At 32.1% G+C, this 16403-nt stretch carries 19 protein-coding genes; 9 read left to right on the forward strand and 10 right to left on the reverse strand.

The features are described 5' to 3' along the window. Positions 1–12 precede the first annotated feature (12 nt). Positions 13–1605 (forward strand): hypothetical protein, encoded by a 1593-nt coding sequence (locus tag ERX46_RS06895; RefSeq protein WP_130093105.1) that lies wholly within the window; start codon positions 13–15, stop codon positions 1603–1605. A gap of 743 nt (positions 1606–2348) precedes the next feature. On the opposite strand, the gene ERX46_RS06900 is transcribed toward ERX46_RS06895, so the two are convergent. Then, positions 2349–2852 carry a heavy-metal-associated domain-containing protein gene (locus ERX46_RS06900; RefSeq protein WP_130093106.1) on the reverse strand — a complete coding sequence of 168 codons (504 nt, stop codon included), beginning with the start codon at positions 2850–2852 and terminating at the stop codon, positions 2349–2351. A 189-nt stretch (positions 2853–3041) separates the two neighbouring features. Here ERX46_RS06900 and ERX46_RS06905 point away from each other — a divergent pair, with 189 nt between their 5' ends. From ERX46_RS06905 to ERX46_RS06920, 4 genes are all read left to right on the forward strand, one after another. Further along, a complete protein-coding gene (locus tag ERX46_RS06905; RefSeq protein ID WP_130093107.1) occupies positions 3042–3968 on the forward strand; it encodes a DMT family transporter in 927 nt (308 codons plus the stop codon). Between the two features lie 70 nt (positions 3969–4038). Further along, positions 4039–4350 carry a 50S ribosomal protein L21 gene (rplU, locus tag ERX46_RS06910; protein ID WP_130093108.1) on the forward strand — a complete coding sequence of 104 codons (312 nt, stop codon included), beginning with the start codon at positions 4039–4041 and terminating at the stop codon, positions 4348–4350. 47 nt (positions 4351–4397) lie between these two features. Continuing rightward, entirely contained in the window at positions 4398–4670 is a 273-nt protein-coding gene (rpmA, locus tag ERX46_RS06915; protein WP_130093109.1) for a 50S ribosomal protein L27, read from the forward strand. Positions 4671–5185: 515 nt separating this feature from the next. Further along, on the forward strand, positions 5186–5575 hold the full coding sequence (locus ERX46_RS06920; RefSeq protein WP_130093110.1) for a hypothetical protein: 390 nt from the start codon (positions 5186–5188) through the stop codon (positions 5573–5575). 188 nt (positions 5576–5763) lie between these two features. Here the strand turns inward: ERX46_RS06920 and rlmH are convergent, their stop codons facing one another. The 9 genes from rlmH to ERX46_RS06965 form a co-directional block, all read right to left on the reverse strand. Next, positions 5764–6237 carry a 23S rRNA (pseudouridine(1915)-N(3))-methyltransferase RlmH gene (gene rlmH, locus ERX46_RS06925; protein ID WP_130093111.1) on the reverse strand — a complete coding sequence of 158 codons (474 nt, stop codon included), beginning with the start codon at positions 6235–6237 and terminating at the stop codon, positions 5764–5766. Continuing rightward, a complete protein-coding gene (locus ERX46_RS06930) occupies positions 6234–6617 on the reverse strand; it encodes a DUF4783 domain-containing protein (RefSeq protein ID WP_130093112.1) in 384 nt (127 codons plus the stop codon). The genes rlmH and ERX46_RS06930 overlap by 4 nt, the downstream gene beginning before the upstream one ends. A gap of 85 nt (positions 6618–6702) precedes the next feature. Then, positions 6703–7422, reverse strand: coding sequence for a hypothetical protein (locus ERX46_RS06935; RefSeq protein WP_130093113.1), 720 nt, complete (start codon positions 7420–7422; stop codon positions 6703–6705). Continuing rightward, positions 7423–8316: a pseudouridine synthase gene (locus ERX46_RS06940; protein ID WP_130093114.1), complete on the reverse strand. Its 894-nt coding sequence runs from the start codon at positions 8314–8316 to the stop codon at positions 7423–7425. A 538-nt stretch (positions 8317–8854) separates the two neighbouring features. After that, entirely contained in the window at positions 8855–9214 is a 360-nt protein-coding gene (locus tag ERX46_RS06945; protein ID WP_165366174.1) for a YraN family protein, read from the reverse strand. Positions 9215–9828: 614 nt separating this feature from the next. Next, positions 9829–10062: a hypothetical protein gene (locus ERX46_RS06950; RefSeq protein ID WP_130093116.1), complete on the reverse strand. Its 234-nt coding sequence runs from the start codon at positions 10060–10062 to the stop codon at positions 9829–9831. 257 nt (positions 10063–10319) lie between these two features. Then, on the reverse strand, positions 10320–10526 hold the full coding sequence (locus ERX46_RS06955; protein ID WP_130093117.1) for a hypothetical protein: 207 nt from the start codon (positions 10524–10526) through the stop codon (positions 10320–10322). A 141-nt stretch (positions 10527–10667) separates the two neighbouring features. Then, the gene (locus tag ERX46_RS06960) at positions 10668–10856 is read right to left on the reverse strand and encodes a hypothetical protein (RefSeq protein ID WP_130093118.1); all 189 of its coding nucleotides are present in this window, start codon (positions 10854–10856) and stop codon (positions 10668–10670) included. Positions 10857–11175: 319 nt separating this feature from the next. After that, complete coding sequence (locus ERX46_RS06965; protein WP_130093119.1) at positions 11176–11376, reverse strand: hypothetical protein; 201 nt, start codon at positions 11374–11376, stop codon at positions 11176–11178. Between the two features lie 388 nt (positions 11377–11764). On the opposite strand from ERX46_RS06965, the gene ERX46_RS06970 reads away from it, so the two are divergent. From ERX46_RS06970 to ERX46_RS06985, 4 genes are all read left to right on the forward strand, one after another. Next, entirely contained in the window at positions 11765–12496 is a 732-nt protein-coding gene (locus ERX46_RS06970; protein ID WP_130093120.1) for a 3'-5' exonuclease, read from the forward strand. Next, positions 12459–12923, forward strand: a complete 465-nt coding sequence (locus ERX46_RS06975) for a hypothetical protein (protein WP_130093121.1) — start codon at positions 12459–12461, stop codon at positions 12921–12923. The genes ERX46_RS06970 and ERX46_RS06975 overlap by 38 nt, the downstream gene beginning before the upstream one ends. Positions 12924–14008: 1085 nt before the next feature. Beyond that, positions 14009–14692: a helix-turn-helix domain-containing protein gene (locus ERX46_RS06980; RefSeq protein WP_130093122.1), complete on the forward strand. Its 684-nt coding sequence runs from the start codon at positions 14009–14011 to the stop codon at positions 14690–14692. 3 nt (positions 14693–14695) lie between these two features. After that, a complete protein-coding gene (locus ERX46_RS06985; RefSeq protein ID WP_130093123.1) occupies positions 14696–16402 on the forward strand; it encodes a peptidase domain-containing ABC transporter in 1707 nt (568 codons plus the stop codon). The last annotated feature ends 1 nt before the right edge of the window (position 16403 follow it).

Below are 16403 nucleotides of genomic sequence, written 5' to 3' on the forward strand. Positions count from 1 at the left end.
TAACAATTTAACATGAAGAGAATTTTTTTAAAGACAACCCTGCTATTTATGCTTTTTTCATTTAGCAGTAATTTCTACGCACAAGAAGATATAGAAGTACTTATAGGAGAAGAAATTCGTTCTTATAGAAAAGAAACTATTGCATCAGTTCATCGTGGTGATGATGGCATAATTGTTCTTAAAGGAAAGTATTCACTTTTAGGCAGACCAGATTATTACCTAGAGATTTTTGACAACAACATGAACTTTGTGAGTCGAAATGAAATCGATCTTCCAGACCGAGATATTGAGTTTTCAGAAATGACTTACCTCAATGGTAAGATTTATTTCTTCATGGAGAAATACGATAAAAAAAGTAAAATAAATTACATCTACGGAACCATACTTTCAAAAGATGGTAAGTTCGAGAAAGACATTTTTGAAATCACCCAATTCGAAGTTGAAAAGAGAAGAAAAACAAACGATTTCTTCACAGATATTTCAGCAGATTCATCCAAGTTTGTAATTATGGTTTCTCCACCAGAAATAGGTAAGGAACAAAAAGCAAAGAGACAATTTATCGTTTTAGATTTAGACTTTAATGAAGTTGATAATATTGAATTAGATTTCCCTTTCTTAGAGAGAGATTTCAGAGTTGCTCGCTCGCACATGGACCCAATGGGAAATATCCACATGCTTTGTGAAATAGCAATTGAAGAATCAAAAAGAAGTTCGTTTTTCAGAAATGAAGAAAGAGAAGCACGTGTTTTTACACTTTACAAAGGAGCTACAGCAGTAGAAGAGTATAAAATCAATTTTTTAAATGAAGATGCTGGTTTTATCAGTCAAATAAAAATGAAAACTGATAAACTAGGCAGACTTCAATGTGCTGGATTTTACTCAGACAGAAAAGGAAATTCAACAAAAGGAGTATTTGTATTTACGATAGATCCTAGTACGAAAGAAATCAGTAATGTATCATCACAAGAATTTACAGATGAATACTTGAATCAGTTTTTGTCCGACAGACAAGTGCGAAAAAAAGACCGTAAAAGATCAAAAAACAAAGAAAAGAACCCATACGAAAGACTCTATTATTACAAAGTTAGAGATCTAGTAATGAAAGAAGGTGGTGGTTTTTATATGGTAGCTGAATTTTATCTTCATACCACAACTACCACTACAGATGCGAATGGAAACACTAGAGTAACGCATCACTACAGATATAATGACCTGATGGTGATTAATGTACTGGAGGACAATTCTATATCTTGGTTTTCAAGGGTTCCAAAATATCAATATACGACAAATGATAATGGGTACTATTCTGGAATTGTAATGGGATTAAACAACGATAACTCACTTAACATTTTGTTTAACGATGACCGTGATAATGCGAATGTGGTGGACCATGACAACAAAGGTAAAATGAAGTACAAAAGAATTAGAACCGTATTGGTTAAATTCGATAATGACGGAAATGCAACAAAAACGCCATTAATCAATGCCAAAAAATCTAGTGCATTACTTGTTCCTGGATTAAGTCCAAAAGGAAAATCTAATGATATTATACTTTACTCAAATCTTAAGAAAAAGAACAGATTTATTAATGTCAAATTGAGATAGGGTTTTTATAATTGTTAATGTTTAATTATTAATGTTTAACGGTGTAGGTACTTTAAAATGCTAATCACGAGCTTCTTAGGAAAACTAGGAATATCGTGATTAGTGTTTTTTCTAATAAATATGGTTCTACCACGAATTTAGTGGAATATCGCTTGCCATTGAGAATAAACCCCAAAGACTTTTCTAGTAATATACTTTTTTAAAATCCGCGATTATCCGAGAACACCACTGGTGAAAAAATACGCGATCATCCCGATTAAAATGCGGAACAAGTTCCGCGTTGCTTGCAGTTCTGCTGAGCTTGTCGATGCATCTGTGTCATCCGCGTTCCATTTCAGCGCAACCAAAAAGATCAATCAAAGCTCTTGGATCTTCATCTTGCATAAAGCTTATTATTTACAATAAACCATTAATATTTAACGGGGAAAACAACTGTGAATCTGTTGATTAAAGCACATTGAAAAGATTAGAAACAACTTTCTTAGGGGAATCAAAAACAGAGTATTTGATTGAAAAAAGAATAAGTTCAAAAGGATTTATCGACCGCCCAATCAAACCGTTAAAAATTAAATAACAATTAGGGTTAACCACTTAAATCTCAAAAACGTTTAACAATTAAACATCTTGCGTAGTGAATCCCAAAACAGATTTTTTGATAGAAATAAAAACAAGTCCACAACGAACTATTCACCAACAAGTCAAACCGTTATAAATCAAAAATTAATAATCAACCATTATAAAGCTTAATTTATAAGTCCGTTCAATAACTTTGTGAGATTTGGGAAAGTGAATCTTTCTGTAGCGACTTCATTAGAAACCTCTCTGGTTGAAATATTCTTTAATTTATTATTAGAAGACTTATCATCGTTAAAAACTTTCATTGGTGAAATGGTTGACTCAGTCACCTTCTTCAATCTTGCTGAATAACGACTTTCTGCCATATTTCCAATAACGACAATCATCTTCTCAGTAGATGTTTTCTTTATATCGAAATACACTTTGATTTCGCTTGCAGGATTTTCTTCAGCAAAAGCAACTTCTACTTTTGATACACCACCTGTTTCATAAAGACTTTTTCTGATGGCTGCACCGCATCCTTTTTGGCACATCATTCCTTCGACTTCAAAGGTAGCCATGTGTGTTGGCGCGATATCCTCCTTACTCACAACCTCTTGCTGCGCAGCCTCTTTGCTCTCACATCCCAAAAGAAAAGACAGTAACATGATTAAAAATATCGTTCGTCTCATAGGTAACATATTTTAACAAAAATAACAAAACATTTACAACTCAACAAATCAATTTTATTTTAGTTCAGATAAATACTAATATAATCAAAATATTTAGATACCAATTGGTTGTGAAAACGAGAAGAGGCACTAAAAAGTATTTAAAGGATTAATTGAACAAATATTAAAATCATCTACTAATTTTGCAGAATGAGAGCAAATTTAAAGTACTCGGCAATCCTTATTTTACTTTCAATTGTTTGGGGAAGCTCATTTATTTTGATGAAAAGAGGAATGATCGACAAAGAAACTGGAGATCTAATTTTCAGTAGTAATCAAGTCGGAACTTTGAGGATGTTATTTGCTTCCACCGCACTACTTCCTATGGGATTGCGCTCATTAAAGATCATCACAAGTTATAAAATCGGAATCAGTTTAGCTGTTGTGTCTTTGGCTGGAAGTTTTATACCTGCATTTCTATTCACATATGCAGAAACGGGAATTAGCTCAGGATATGCTGGAATGTTAAACAGTACTGTTCCTATTTTTACGTTGATTATTGGTGCATCATTCTTCCGTCAGCAGTTATTGAAAATGCAAGTTATAGGAGTTTTGATAGGAACAATTGGAATCATTATTTTAGTAAATGGAGTTTCAGTAGTGGACACATCCGGAACATATTTACATGTAATGGCGGTTGTTTTCGCAACGGTTTGTTATGGATTAAGCACAAACACAATGCGTTATAACTTAAGTCATTTACATCCACTTAAAGTCACCTCTGTAGCATTTGTTTTCGCCTTTATTCCAGCTGTAATTTGTTTCTTTTATTTTGACACCACGACCACGATAATAGAAAATGAACATGCATATAAAGCACTTGGATATATTTTAATACTTTCAATTGTTGGAACAGCGCTTTCATTGATATTATTCAACTACCTAATCAGTAAAACCTCAGCATTATTTGCCAGCAGTGTTACATATCTTATACCAATCGTTGCGGTCATTATAGGCTTTTCTGATGGAGAAACTTTAAGTTGGATTCAAGTTGTTGCAATGCTTATTATTTTATTGGGTATATTTACAGCGAATCGGATGAAAAAACAAAATGCAAATAAAAGCGAAGGTTTATGATTTTAATAAATAATTCATTACATTTGCAGTCCGAATTTTTATAGAATATTAATAATTAATTAAATTAGCTATGTACGCAATTGTAGAGATAGCAGGGCAACAATTCAAAGTTGAAAAAGATCAACGTTTGTTTGTTCACCGTTTAGACGCTAAAGAAGGAGACAAAATCGACTTTGACCGTGTTTTATTGACAGGTGATAATGACAAAATTAACGTTGGCGCCCCAGCTATAGATGGTGTAATTGTTTCTGCAACAGTAGAACGTCACCTGAAAGGAAATAAAGTAATTGTCTTCAAAAAGAAGAGAAGAAAAGGTTACCAGAAACAAAATGGTCACCGTCAACAATTCACAGAATTGACAATTACAGGAATTAAAGCATAAACCTTGATTAAAGAATTTTATTCTTTAATTGTAAAAAACTAAATAAGATGGCGCATAAAAAAGGAGTCGGAAGTTCGAAAAACGGTCGTGAATCGGAAAGTAAACGCCTTGGTGTAAAAATATTTGGTGGACAAGCTGCGATTGCAGGAAACATTATTGTTCGTCAGAGAGGTACTAAACACCACCCAGGTGTAAACGTTGGGATTGGTAAAGACCACACCTTGTTTGCATTAACAACAGGAGTTGTTGAATTCAGAAAGAAAAGAAATAACCGTTCTTATGTATCAGTTACACCTTTAGAGGAAACAACTGAAGCATAATTAAGGTATACATTTATTACAAATGCCATTCGAGAAATCGAATGGCATTTTTTGGTTTATCACAAACTATCATGAGATGAAATATCGTTGTAACGGAACTTCGAGATGCTGGAACGCGCGCCTTCGATGACTTCGGTGCCTTCTCGACAAGCTCAGTCACCGAAGAGTAATCCGTTGACTGTCTAAAGCAATTTAGGCAAAAGGAAAAACGTTTTGAAAAGAATGTAAAAGACATCAAAATAATTAGGTTATATCTTAGAATACTCAGTCACCGGAGCATGAAGTAGTCAAAAAACATTTCAATATTATAATAAGCTAAATTATTAACACTCAATCTTCTATCATTTATTTAATAATTCCCAAAAGAGCAATCCGTTGACTGTTGAAAGCAACAAGTTCCGAAGATATTTTCGATATCTTCGCCAGGCTGGTCAACAAAGAAAAGGCATTAAAAGCAGGCTGCGCAAATAATCTCGAATTATTTTCATAACTTTAATTTTATAAATTCCTCGAAAATGAAAAACAAGATTGCCATAATTTTATCTGGATCATTACTCTTATTAATCGTCTCTTGTAATGTTAAAAGCATAGAGAAATACAATGAAGATTTCAAAGGAGAATGGCGCACAGAAGTCTACTACTCGCCAACAAAAGCAGATTCAATTCGGAATTTTCTAAATGTAGATGGAAGAGACGGTGGTTTTGGTGTAGCATGCGATAAAAATGATCCTTTTGAAGAATGTCTGTTCTTTCAAACAGGAAGAGTGAAGATCAATAAATCAACAAAAGCTATTCAATTTGGAAATTCAGTTTCTCAAATTCATTATGTAACACAAGAACCTTTTATTAATGATTTTGGAAAATGGGAATTGAGCTTGGATAGTATTAGGTATTTTAAGTATTAATTATAATGTTTAATGGTTAATTATTAAGGGTTAACGGGGAGAGGTTTTCAATGTTTAATGGTTAATTATTAATGCTTAACGGCTTTATATCGAATTTCTACTGCGTAAAAATTGAGGTTATATTTTCCAGAAGACAAACCAGTCAAACCACATTAAGCATTAAACCTTAAACATGAATAATTATTCAATTATTCATGATGATAAGGTTCTCCTTTCAGAATGGTTAAAGCGCGATATAACTGCTCAATGAAGAACATTCTAATCATTTGGTGTGAGAAAGTGAGTTTGCTCAATGCAAGTTTGTCGTTAGCTCTTTCATAGACAGAATCACTAAAGCCATACGGTCCTCCTATTACAAACACCAAACCTTGACTTCCGGAGTTGAATTGTTTCTGGATGTATTTTGAGAATTTAACAGAGGTCATTTCCTTGCCTTTTTCATCAAGCAAGATCACAACATCATTTGGTTTAATGTTTTTGAGGATGGTTTCGGCTTCTAAGTTTTTTATTTCGTCTTCTGAACGTTTCTTGGCGTTTTTAATATCTGGCAATTCAACAGTTTCAAACGGAACGTAACGTTTTACTCTTTTCGTGTATTCTTTTTCGCCGTCTTCGAGAAACTTTTTACTTGTTTTACCAACATAAATCAACTTGATTTTCATTTCTGAGGGGTAATCGTTATAGATTCTATTTGATGTTGTGTATTTACATTCTTAAACTTAATACTCACACGAAAAACACTATTGGAATGATATTCGCCCATCGCAAAAGTGGATGCTCCGCTGTCTTTACCTTTAAAACCATAGGAAAAAGACTTGGGAGGATTATTTTTAAAAAAGTTATTTAAAACTTGAGTACCTTGAGATTTACTGTAGATTCCTTCGCTTCCTTCAATAGAAATTAGCATTTTAGTAGTTCCTAAGTTCATTATTTTCGCTGCATTTCCTTGCGCAAACGCAGATTCTACCTCCTGGTAAGGAATAGTGAAAATTGCATTAAACGCAAAGAATAAGCTTAAGATAGATGTAATTATATAATTCATTGTTTTCTATTCGTTCCTTCACCCAGCTACAAATTTTATGCCTATAAAATCACACATTGATCTATGCGCAAAGTCCGATAAGTTTTTATAGCTTTATTTGCGGCGATTGTCCAAATTCATCCCACCATTTATTAGGCAGAATCTTAGTTAATTCGTAAACTATTTTCTCGTTATCTGCCGACCAACGAACCATTCCATAACCTTTAGCGAACGTTCTTGTTATCATCACACTTTGCGCACTACTCTTTTTTGTAAAAGGATTAGCAAACAAAACTTTCACAGAATCTTCAATTATGATTGCAGGAACATTATCACCTAAAACGTTCACCATTTTATCTTCTTCTAAAACACGTCGCTTAGATTGATAAATCATAGAAATAGAATCTAAATGAGATGGGAAATCGGAAATAAACTGAGTTTTGTCTTCATTGTTTTTTGGGAAAAATGTGAAAGAACTCAATTTAGCCTGTCTCTTCAAACCATCACCATCTACAATCATGTGATCCACAACTTTAAAGTTTTCTGTAAGATCATGTGTATATCCTTCCGTAATCTTCAAATCTGAATTATAGAACTCAACAATCAATGAAGTGTCTGTAGCAGATTCTGTACGATAAATACGAAGAACTTTTTCATCCAACGGCTCATTTACATTTGAAAAAACATAAATATAAGGTATCAAACTATCAGTTGGATAGAAGAAATTGGCATAAGTTGACTCTGCGATTTGCTCTTTTTCATCAACACTAGATTCACAAGAAACAATTAACAAAAGAGCACTAATAATAAATAAAAACTGTTTCATTTAACTCATTTTTAAAAAAGAAACTTCTTTCTCTGTTAGGTGTCTAAATTGACCACGTGGCAAATCTTTTTTATCTAATCCAGCAAATTCAACACGGTCAAGCTTGACGATTTCATATCCCATCTTACCCATCATTAATTTCACTTTATTGCTCTTATTTGAGAAGATTTTAACCCCAATTTCATTGTGTCCTTTTCCATTAATGAAACTAGCTTCTTCAGCACTAAACATCATGTCATCAACAAACAAACCTTTGGTTAATTTCTCCAAATCTTCTTCTGACATTATTGTTTTCAAAACAACATGGAACAATTGTGAAACCTTAAACTTTGGATGCATCAATTTCTTCTCCATATCTGCATCATTGGTATACAAAATCAATCCACAAGCTAATCTATCCATTTTCCCAACAGGGTCAAGCATTTCTCTACTTGCTTTTTGGATTAAGTTATAAACAGACTTTTTAGCTGGATCATCGCTGTATCTAACCCCAAAATCTTTTGGCTTATTAACCAAAACATATCTTCTAACATCGCGTTTTATCGCAGCGCCATCATAACGAACAACATCAGATGGGTTCACTTTATATCCCAATTCAGTAATCACTGTTCCGTTTACACTAACAGTTCCAGATTCAATTAAAGTATCTGCCCCTCTTCGAGAACAAATTCCTGCATTGGATAAATATTTATTTAATCTTATTTTGTCATCAAACTTTGGCATAGGCTCCCCTTGGTTGTTGCGGTTCTTTTTCGGTAATCCTGCTGCACCTTCTAAAACTTTTGCCTTCCCCTTATCTTTCGATAAATATTTACTCGGTTTACCGTCGTATTTAGACTTCCCTTTTCCACGTGTATCCCTGCTTTTTGGATTTTCTCCACTAATTTTACTCATATTCTAATAATTATGGTGCAAAGATAGAGAAAGATAATTGACAATTGATAATTGTTAATTGATAATGAAGAATTGTAGTTCAATAGATTGTAATAATTCGTGGAATCGTGGTTTTGTTGATTTGTTGATTCGTTATTTTGTGGATTTGGGAATTTGTAGATCTGTGGATTTTAGTGTTGCGCCTTTAAATCAAATAACTAAGCTTTCGGAAAGGTTATATTCTTCCGAGATGCAAAAAAATGTTAGATGACAAAAGGTATTTAAGCTCTTCATTTATTAAGAATATATTTAATTTTCAGACCATTAAAAAATGGATGGCTTGCTCGAATTATTCGGGAGAGGAATGACACGCTTTTTTAACCAATTCTAGTGGCGAATAGCGAATCGCCTTAAAACGTTCGTGATATTGATATTTTCGTCCTACACAATAATGATTATTCAATAATGGAATTATAAATTCAAGGATTCAGAGATTCAGAGATTTGAGGATTTGTTAATTAGCAAATCGTATTAAAACATAGGTATCACTGTTTTTTATTTACAATCGCGGATAAAATGCTTCTTCTATGTGTTCGATAAATGTTCCATGTGAATTATGAACTATAGAAATAATATCAAATTGTGCTTCAATATCGAGATCTCGTGAAACAATATACTGATGGGCACATTTTATAATCTGGCGCTGTTTATGACGCGTTACTGATTTCCACGGCGGCCCGATTTCAGCAGTTTGTCTTGTTTTTACTTCTACGAATACAACTTTTCCAGGCAATGAGTAGATGATATCAATTTCATTTCTGTTGAATCGATAATTTGTGTCTGTAATTTTAAATCCGTTTTTTCTTAAAAACTGAAGGGCTTTTAGCTCTCCGAGGTCTCCTAATTCTTTGGTGGTCATGATATTTTGATTTAAAGTTGACATTAAGTTCGGAAACATTATCAAAAGAAACAAGGTATTTGTATTAAAATTCATTTTCTAATCTTAATTACAATTTAGCCTTTCAAACTTTAGGATTATTTTAATTTTAATCCGCTTCCAACCAATCCCCTCCAATATCTTGACAAACTCTATTATAATCTTTTGCGTCTGACCTGCTTAAGTCTTCGTGTATTTCCCAATTGCCTGATCTACCAATACTCTCAAATGAACAATAATAGTCCTTCCAACAAGAGGTCAAAGACAATCCTATTAACATCGAAAGCGGTAAAATCAATTTTTTCCTAGTGCGCTTTTAGTAAGAAAATAAACTTAGAGAAAATTACTTGATCTTCTAAATGTAAGGCTATAGAAAAGCTTCGAAGAACTCCTGAAAAATTTAAATCAAAATATATTAAAAGACATTTTAAACTAATTCTTTTGATTTGTGACCTTTATTAGAATTGAGCAGTAAGGAGAAGTTAACGGAAATACGTTATTTATCATGAATTTGTTATTTCATTTTTTTAAAAATAAAAAAAAGTCAGTTTAAAAACTGACTTTTCTCTTTATACATATTTGTAATAAATTCCTTACTATTTGATTTTACAATCAGTTGAGGTTTTATAATCTCCAGATGTAACAGATGTAGACATGTTTTCACACTGATCTTTTGCATCATCTTTTTTATCATTAATAGTCACTGAAGTTGAAGAATCTGCGATACCTTCCATGTTTGTAGAAGTTATACACTCACAAGTGTAATCTTTTTTACAAGAAGTTAAAGACATAGCACCAAATAACAACCCAACAAATAATACTTTTTTCATAATTAGTAATTTAAATTAATTTTTTAATAATGTACGAATATAATAAAAGCTAGAAACTTTAACAAATTTTAAAATGAATATCCAGAAACTTGAAAAACGGAAAGCTTTGCACGCCCCTAAGCAACTTAATTATTTGATGATCAATACATTTTGATTTTGAGTTGATATTGAGTTCGGAAATAATGGCTGATTCGACAAGACATTCGCCTCAAGCAATGTGAGATTTAAAGATATTCTTGACTATATGTGGAATGAAGTTACTTTACAGAGAAAGTACCCTGCACTAAATCACAATTTGCTTTGGCTGCAGCTTTGTCAGAATTCTTAACATTATCATAAGGGTGAGATTCAGTGATAGTCCCTCCTGATCCATTTGGATAAGAATAAACACATTCATAATCTTTCTTACAAGATGTTAAAGCCAGTCCTCCGAAAATCATTCCAATAAAAAGTATTTTTTTCATAACATCAAAACTAAATAAAGAATCTACACCAATAACAAAATCAAACAATTAACTTCTAATAATATAGTTTCATTTTTCAAAATATAAAGCACAAAAAAGAGGAACTCGCATGAGTTCCTCTTTTTTAATGCTGTAAACTAATTACTTAGTTGTCCAAGTTCCACCTGCAGCTTTACACTGAGTTTCAGCTGTATCAGCTTGACTTTTCTTAAGGTCTGGATATTCAACATCTGCGAAAAATGCAGAATCAAATTTACATACGTAATCTTTCTTACAAGAAGTTAACGCTAAACCTCCGAAAATCATTCCAATAAATAATACTTTTTTCATAACAATAGGGTATTTTTAGTAATTCAATAAATTAATTATCGGCAAATCTATATAATTTTATTTAAACATTTAACTTTTTTTAAAACAAAAAACTAATTCTCAAACAAAAAAAATCTCAAAACACTAAAAACAAAATAGTTACATTCGCTTAATTCATTCCATATACTTTATATCCAGACGATATATTATTGAAAAACATGTTTAAGTCTACTGTTTTTAGTGCTTTAGCTTTTTTTTGGGAGCTCCACCTAATTTAAAAAATATATGAAATTAAAAAGGAGCTCAAAAGAGCTCCTTAATATTTTTATCGAATGGTTTATTAAAGATCTAATGACCAAGTTCCTTTGATAATCCCAGTTTCACAATCTTTTTCCTGAGCGTCAGCCTCACTTTGAGTTAAATCTTTATATTCTGTAACAATTTTGGTGTCTCCAGAACCTACCTCACATTTATAATCTTTCTTACAAGACGTTAAAGCCATTGCTCCAAAAACCATCCCTACAAACAATACTTTTTTCATAATAATTCAGTGTATATTAAATAATATTAATCAGAGATAAAATTATATATACTTTATGTAGTCAATTGTTAAAATGATTTAAAGTCTCAAAATATAAGTTAATCATTAGTTATTATTACTGCACCAATATGGACTGAATAAAGTACCATAGGTTTAGATGAGAATAAAATTCTATAACTATCAAAATAATTAGAAGTCAGACATTAGATTCTTTGTCTTTACTCTAATATCAAAATCTAATGATTGATATGAAGGCTGTAGAAGCTAAAGCGAGATGCATTAAAGCGCAAGTTTTTAACTATTTCTGAGATCAATAAATTTAAAAATACTTCCTATTGAATGTATTTATTTTAACAATAATATCTAACTTAGATTAAAACAAACGCAGATGCTCGATAAAGTAAACTTAGAAAAGATATTGTTTCTTGATATAGAAACCGTTCCACAGACTTATGACTTCAAGGATTTAGATGAAACTACTGCTGGATTATTTAATCAAAAAACACGCTTTCAACAGAAGGATGGAAAAACGGTGGAAGAAATCTATGGTGAACGTGGAGGTATCTTGGCTGAATTCGGTAAAATCGTTTGTATTTCAGTCGGGTATATTAACAAACCTAAATCTGGTGTTATTGTTAATAAAAAGATTAAACTAAAATCATTTTATCATGATGATGAAGAAACTTTATTGAAAAATTTTGCTGACTTATTAAATGATTATTACAGTGATCCATATCATGTATTATGCGCTCACAATGGAAAAGAGTTTGACTTTCCATATATCGCTCGTCGCATGTTAATTCATGGATTAAAGTTGCCTTTGCCATTAGACATTGCAGGTAAAAAACCTTGGGAAGTAAATCACATTGATACGCTTGAATTATGGAAATTCGGAGATTACAAACACTATACTTCCCTCCCATTATTGTGTCACATTTTTAAAATTCCAACACCGAAAGATGATATTTCGGGAGCTGATGTTGCAAGAGTTTACTATGAAGAGAAGGACCTTGAAAGAATAAAAGTATATTGCGAAAAAGACGTGGTAGCGTTGATTCAGTTATTTTTAAAAATGAAGGGTGATGGTTTGGTTGAAGAAGGTGACATTATTTATTCTTAGTGCTTTGTTTATTGCTCTGACTTCATGCGAAAGTGTCCGCAGCAAATCAGAAATCGAACAAGAAAAAGCTATTTCTAAAGAAGATTTGATTTCCTCTTTTTTTATTCAGATTCAAAATTGGAATAATCAATCTATTCCTATAATAGACAGTTTAGGATTCGAAATAAGTAAAATGGATTCATCACTTACTTTCTTGCCTTATTCAAATGATTATGAACCAAGCGCTTTCGGGTTTACGGCTAAAAACAAAAGTGATTTTAAAGCTTTTGAAGAAAGCACATATTTGAGTCAGGATGAATCAACGCAAATAGCTACTTATAAAGTTTGGCGTAAAAAATTGAATGATTTGGAGATTTTAGATTTGAGTATCGAGCCTCATCCGACTTTGAATTGGTTGTTTTTAGTGCGATTGCGTGGACAAGAGTGATTTTAATTGTTAATTATAAATGTTTAATTATTAACGAAAAAAGAAGTTTTTCGAATGGCTTTTGGTCTTTGATTAATTCAATACTTCTTCTCTGTGTTATTTGACCAAAGATGAAAAAAATGCATGTAACTCCTTGATAAATCAACCTCAATTCCTGAGCAGTAGGGATTCAATTCTAAACCGCATTAACCATTGAAAAATAACAATTAATTATTAATGTAAAAAAAGGTTTTTCGATTGGCTATTGGTCTTTGATTAAGTCAATAAGGATAAGTTCTAGCAATCGTAACAAAATTGATGATTAAACTTTCACTTAGACAAGCTCGCCTCGAGCAATAAAATGCAAAAACACACCGTTCTCCAACAAGATCCTTCAATCACTAAAGTCACATATTTTTTTGATTAAAGGATGACGGGACTAAGGCGGGTTTGGGTTGTAGTGATGTCTTCCCATATTAGAATTCCTTTATCAACTTGTTGCAAATGAATTTGGTTCTACCACGAATTTAGTGGAATATCGCATGCCATTGAGAATAAACCTTAAAGACTTTTCTAGTAATATACTTTTATAAAATCCGCGATTATCAGAAAACACCACAGGTGAAAAAATCCGCGGTCATCCGCGTTCCATTACAGCGCAACCAAAAAGATCAATCAAAGCTCTTGGGTTTTTCATTTTGTATAAAGCTTGTTATTTCAATAAACCATTAAAATCAGGGTAGAACCATGAATTTTAATGAGAGATCATGCTGGTATTAAAGGATTAATCTTTTCATATTTGATCAAAGATTACAGATCCGAACTGTTATCTAAATTGAAGCCTTTTAATTCAATTATCATCTAGGTAAAATGTGACGATGATTAGAACTGAGCGCAAGAACCGTATCACATTAATAATTACAAAAGTACTTTCGCGTTAACCATTGATAATTATAAATCCCTTTCCTAAATCAACAAATTAATAGAATTTCCTCCAATCAACATAACCTTTTAATCACATTGTGTCAATTTGTTAACACAATATTAATAGTAATAAATACATTATTGATAGCTTTACTATTATATTTGCGGTAAATATAATAGACATGCAACAATTTCTTTCAAATATTCAAATCAAGGTAAACGATTACCTATTTCTAAAAGACCCTTCAAGCAGTGAGTTGGGTAAGAGAATAATTTCAGGAAGCGTAGAGTTAATGCATGAAATAGGATTTGAAGCTTTCACTTTTAAAAAATTGGCTAAAGAAATCAATTCTACCGAAGCTTCCATTTATCGATATTTTGAAAATAAAAATAAAGTCTTATTGTATTTAACGATTTGGTTCTGGGGATGGACAGAGTCTAAACTTGTGTTTGCAATTACTAATGTTGAAGACAAAGAACTAAAACTCAAAAAAGCAATTACAATAATTACTGAAGATGTTTTAGAAGACAGACGTTTTAAAGATATGAACGAGCGTAAACTTCAAAAAGTAGTTTATGACGAATCTGCAAAAGCTTACATCAACAAATTAGTTGATGATGAAAACAAGAATGGCGTTTTCGCTAACTACAAATCAGTAATACAACGTGTAAGTGACATTATTTTAGAAATCAATCCTGACTATCCTTATCCAAAAATGCTAGTTTCTACTATTATAGAAGGAACACATTTACAGCGGTTTTTTGTAGACCATCTGCCAGGATTAACGAGTCCGAAAACGAACAGTGACTCAGATGTAGTTCAGGAATTCTTTATCGATTTAGCTTTTAAAACCATTAAAACTTAAAAAATGGAAGAAAGGCTTTCAATAACGAAACGATTTTGGCAACTTATTAAAGTAGACGGTAAAGAAATTAGAAATGTTTATTACTATTCATTTTTTGCTGGATTAACCAGTCTTACTTTACCCTTAGGGATTCAATCAATTATTAACCTTATTCAAATTGGTCGAATCAATTCTGCTTGGATAGTGATGGTGATAATTGTGGTACTGGGATTTGCTGTAAAAGGAATTCTTCAAATATTGCAACTTCGAATTACGGAAAATATACAACAACGCATTTTTACAAGGGCCGCTTTTGAGTTTGCATATCGCATACCTAGAATCCGTTTAGAAGCTCTATTTAAAACATATACTCCAGAATTAGTCAATCGGTTTTTTGATGTAATGACCATTCAAAAAGGAATGTCGAAATTATTGACCTCCATTTCAACGGCAGGAATCACTGTGTTTTTGGGCTTAATTCTACTTTCTCTTTACCATCCTTTCTTTATCATATTTAGTTTTTTGCTATTGGCTATTCTGTATTTCATGTTTCAATTCATGGGAAGAAGAGGATTAAATACAAGTTTAGAAGAATCAACCCACAAATATAAATTGGCGCATTGGCTGGAAGAAGTTGGACGAACAAGCATAAGTTTCAAACTTGCAGGGAAGACAGATTATGCTTTAGAGAGATCAAATATCCATGCGGAAGATTATCTCAATGCCAGAGAAAAACATTTTAAGGTACTGGTTTCTCAATATTCATTACTGGTAATTTTCAAAGTGCTTATTGTTGCTGGATTATTGATTATTGGTGGAGTTCTAGTAATGGAGCAACAAATGAATATTGGTCAATTCGTGGCAGCAGAAATTATCATTGTAATGATTATAAACTCAGTCGAAAAATTGATTCGTGATATTGATACAATTTATGACGTACTGACAGGAATTGAGAAAGTTGCGCAAGTTACAGATATGCCACTAGAGAATGATGATGGGTTTGATCTGAGAGAGAATCTTCCTCAAGGTGGCTTGAATGTTAATATCAATAATCTAACTTTTACTTATCCTAACAACAGCATTTCGACATTAATTGATGTTGATTTTAAAGTAAAAAGCAATGAAAAAATTGCTTTAGTTGGCGGTATAAGTTCAGGAAAAGGAACAATATTGCAATTGATTGCTGGACTTTATGAAGTAGACCATGGAAATATATCATTCAATGATTTATCTATTGGAAGCTTGAATTTAGAATCATTGAGGAGCGTAATGGGTTCCTATTTACAACAAGAAGACCTTTTCTATGGGACAATTATTGAAAACATAATGGTTGGAAGAAAGTCCGCAACTCCAAAAAATGTGAGGTGGGCTATTGAAAAAGTTGGCTTAACCCAATTCATTGGAAAACTTCCTTTGGGATACAATACGATGATTTTGCCCAATGGAAAAACATTGCCTAAGGATGTAATTCAAAAATTATTAATTGCGAGAAGCATAGTTGACAAACCGCGTCTATTATTATTCGAGAATTCATTTGTTCAATTGAATGAAATAGATAAAGACAATATTATTAAGTTCCTATTTGACAAGAGCAATCAATGGACCATCATTTTCATAACTAATGATGAGGAATTGATGCAAAGTTGTGATAAAGTAGTCGTAATGGATTCAGGTCGAATAAAAGGACAAGGAAAATACGAGCAGATTAAATCATATTTAAATAATAATTAAT

The organism is Brumimicrobium glaciale (genome assembly GCF_004152935.1).
In the GTDB taxonomy this organism is placed as follows: Bacteria; Bacteroidota; Bacteroidia; order Flavobacteriales_D; family Crocinitomicaceae; genus Brumimicrobium; species Brumimicrobium glaciale.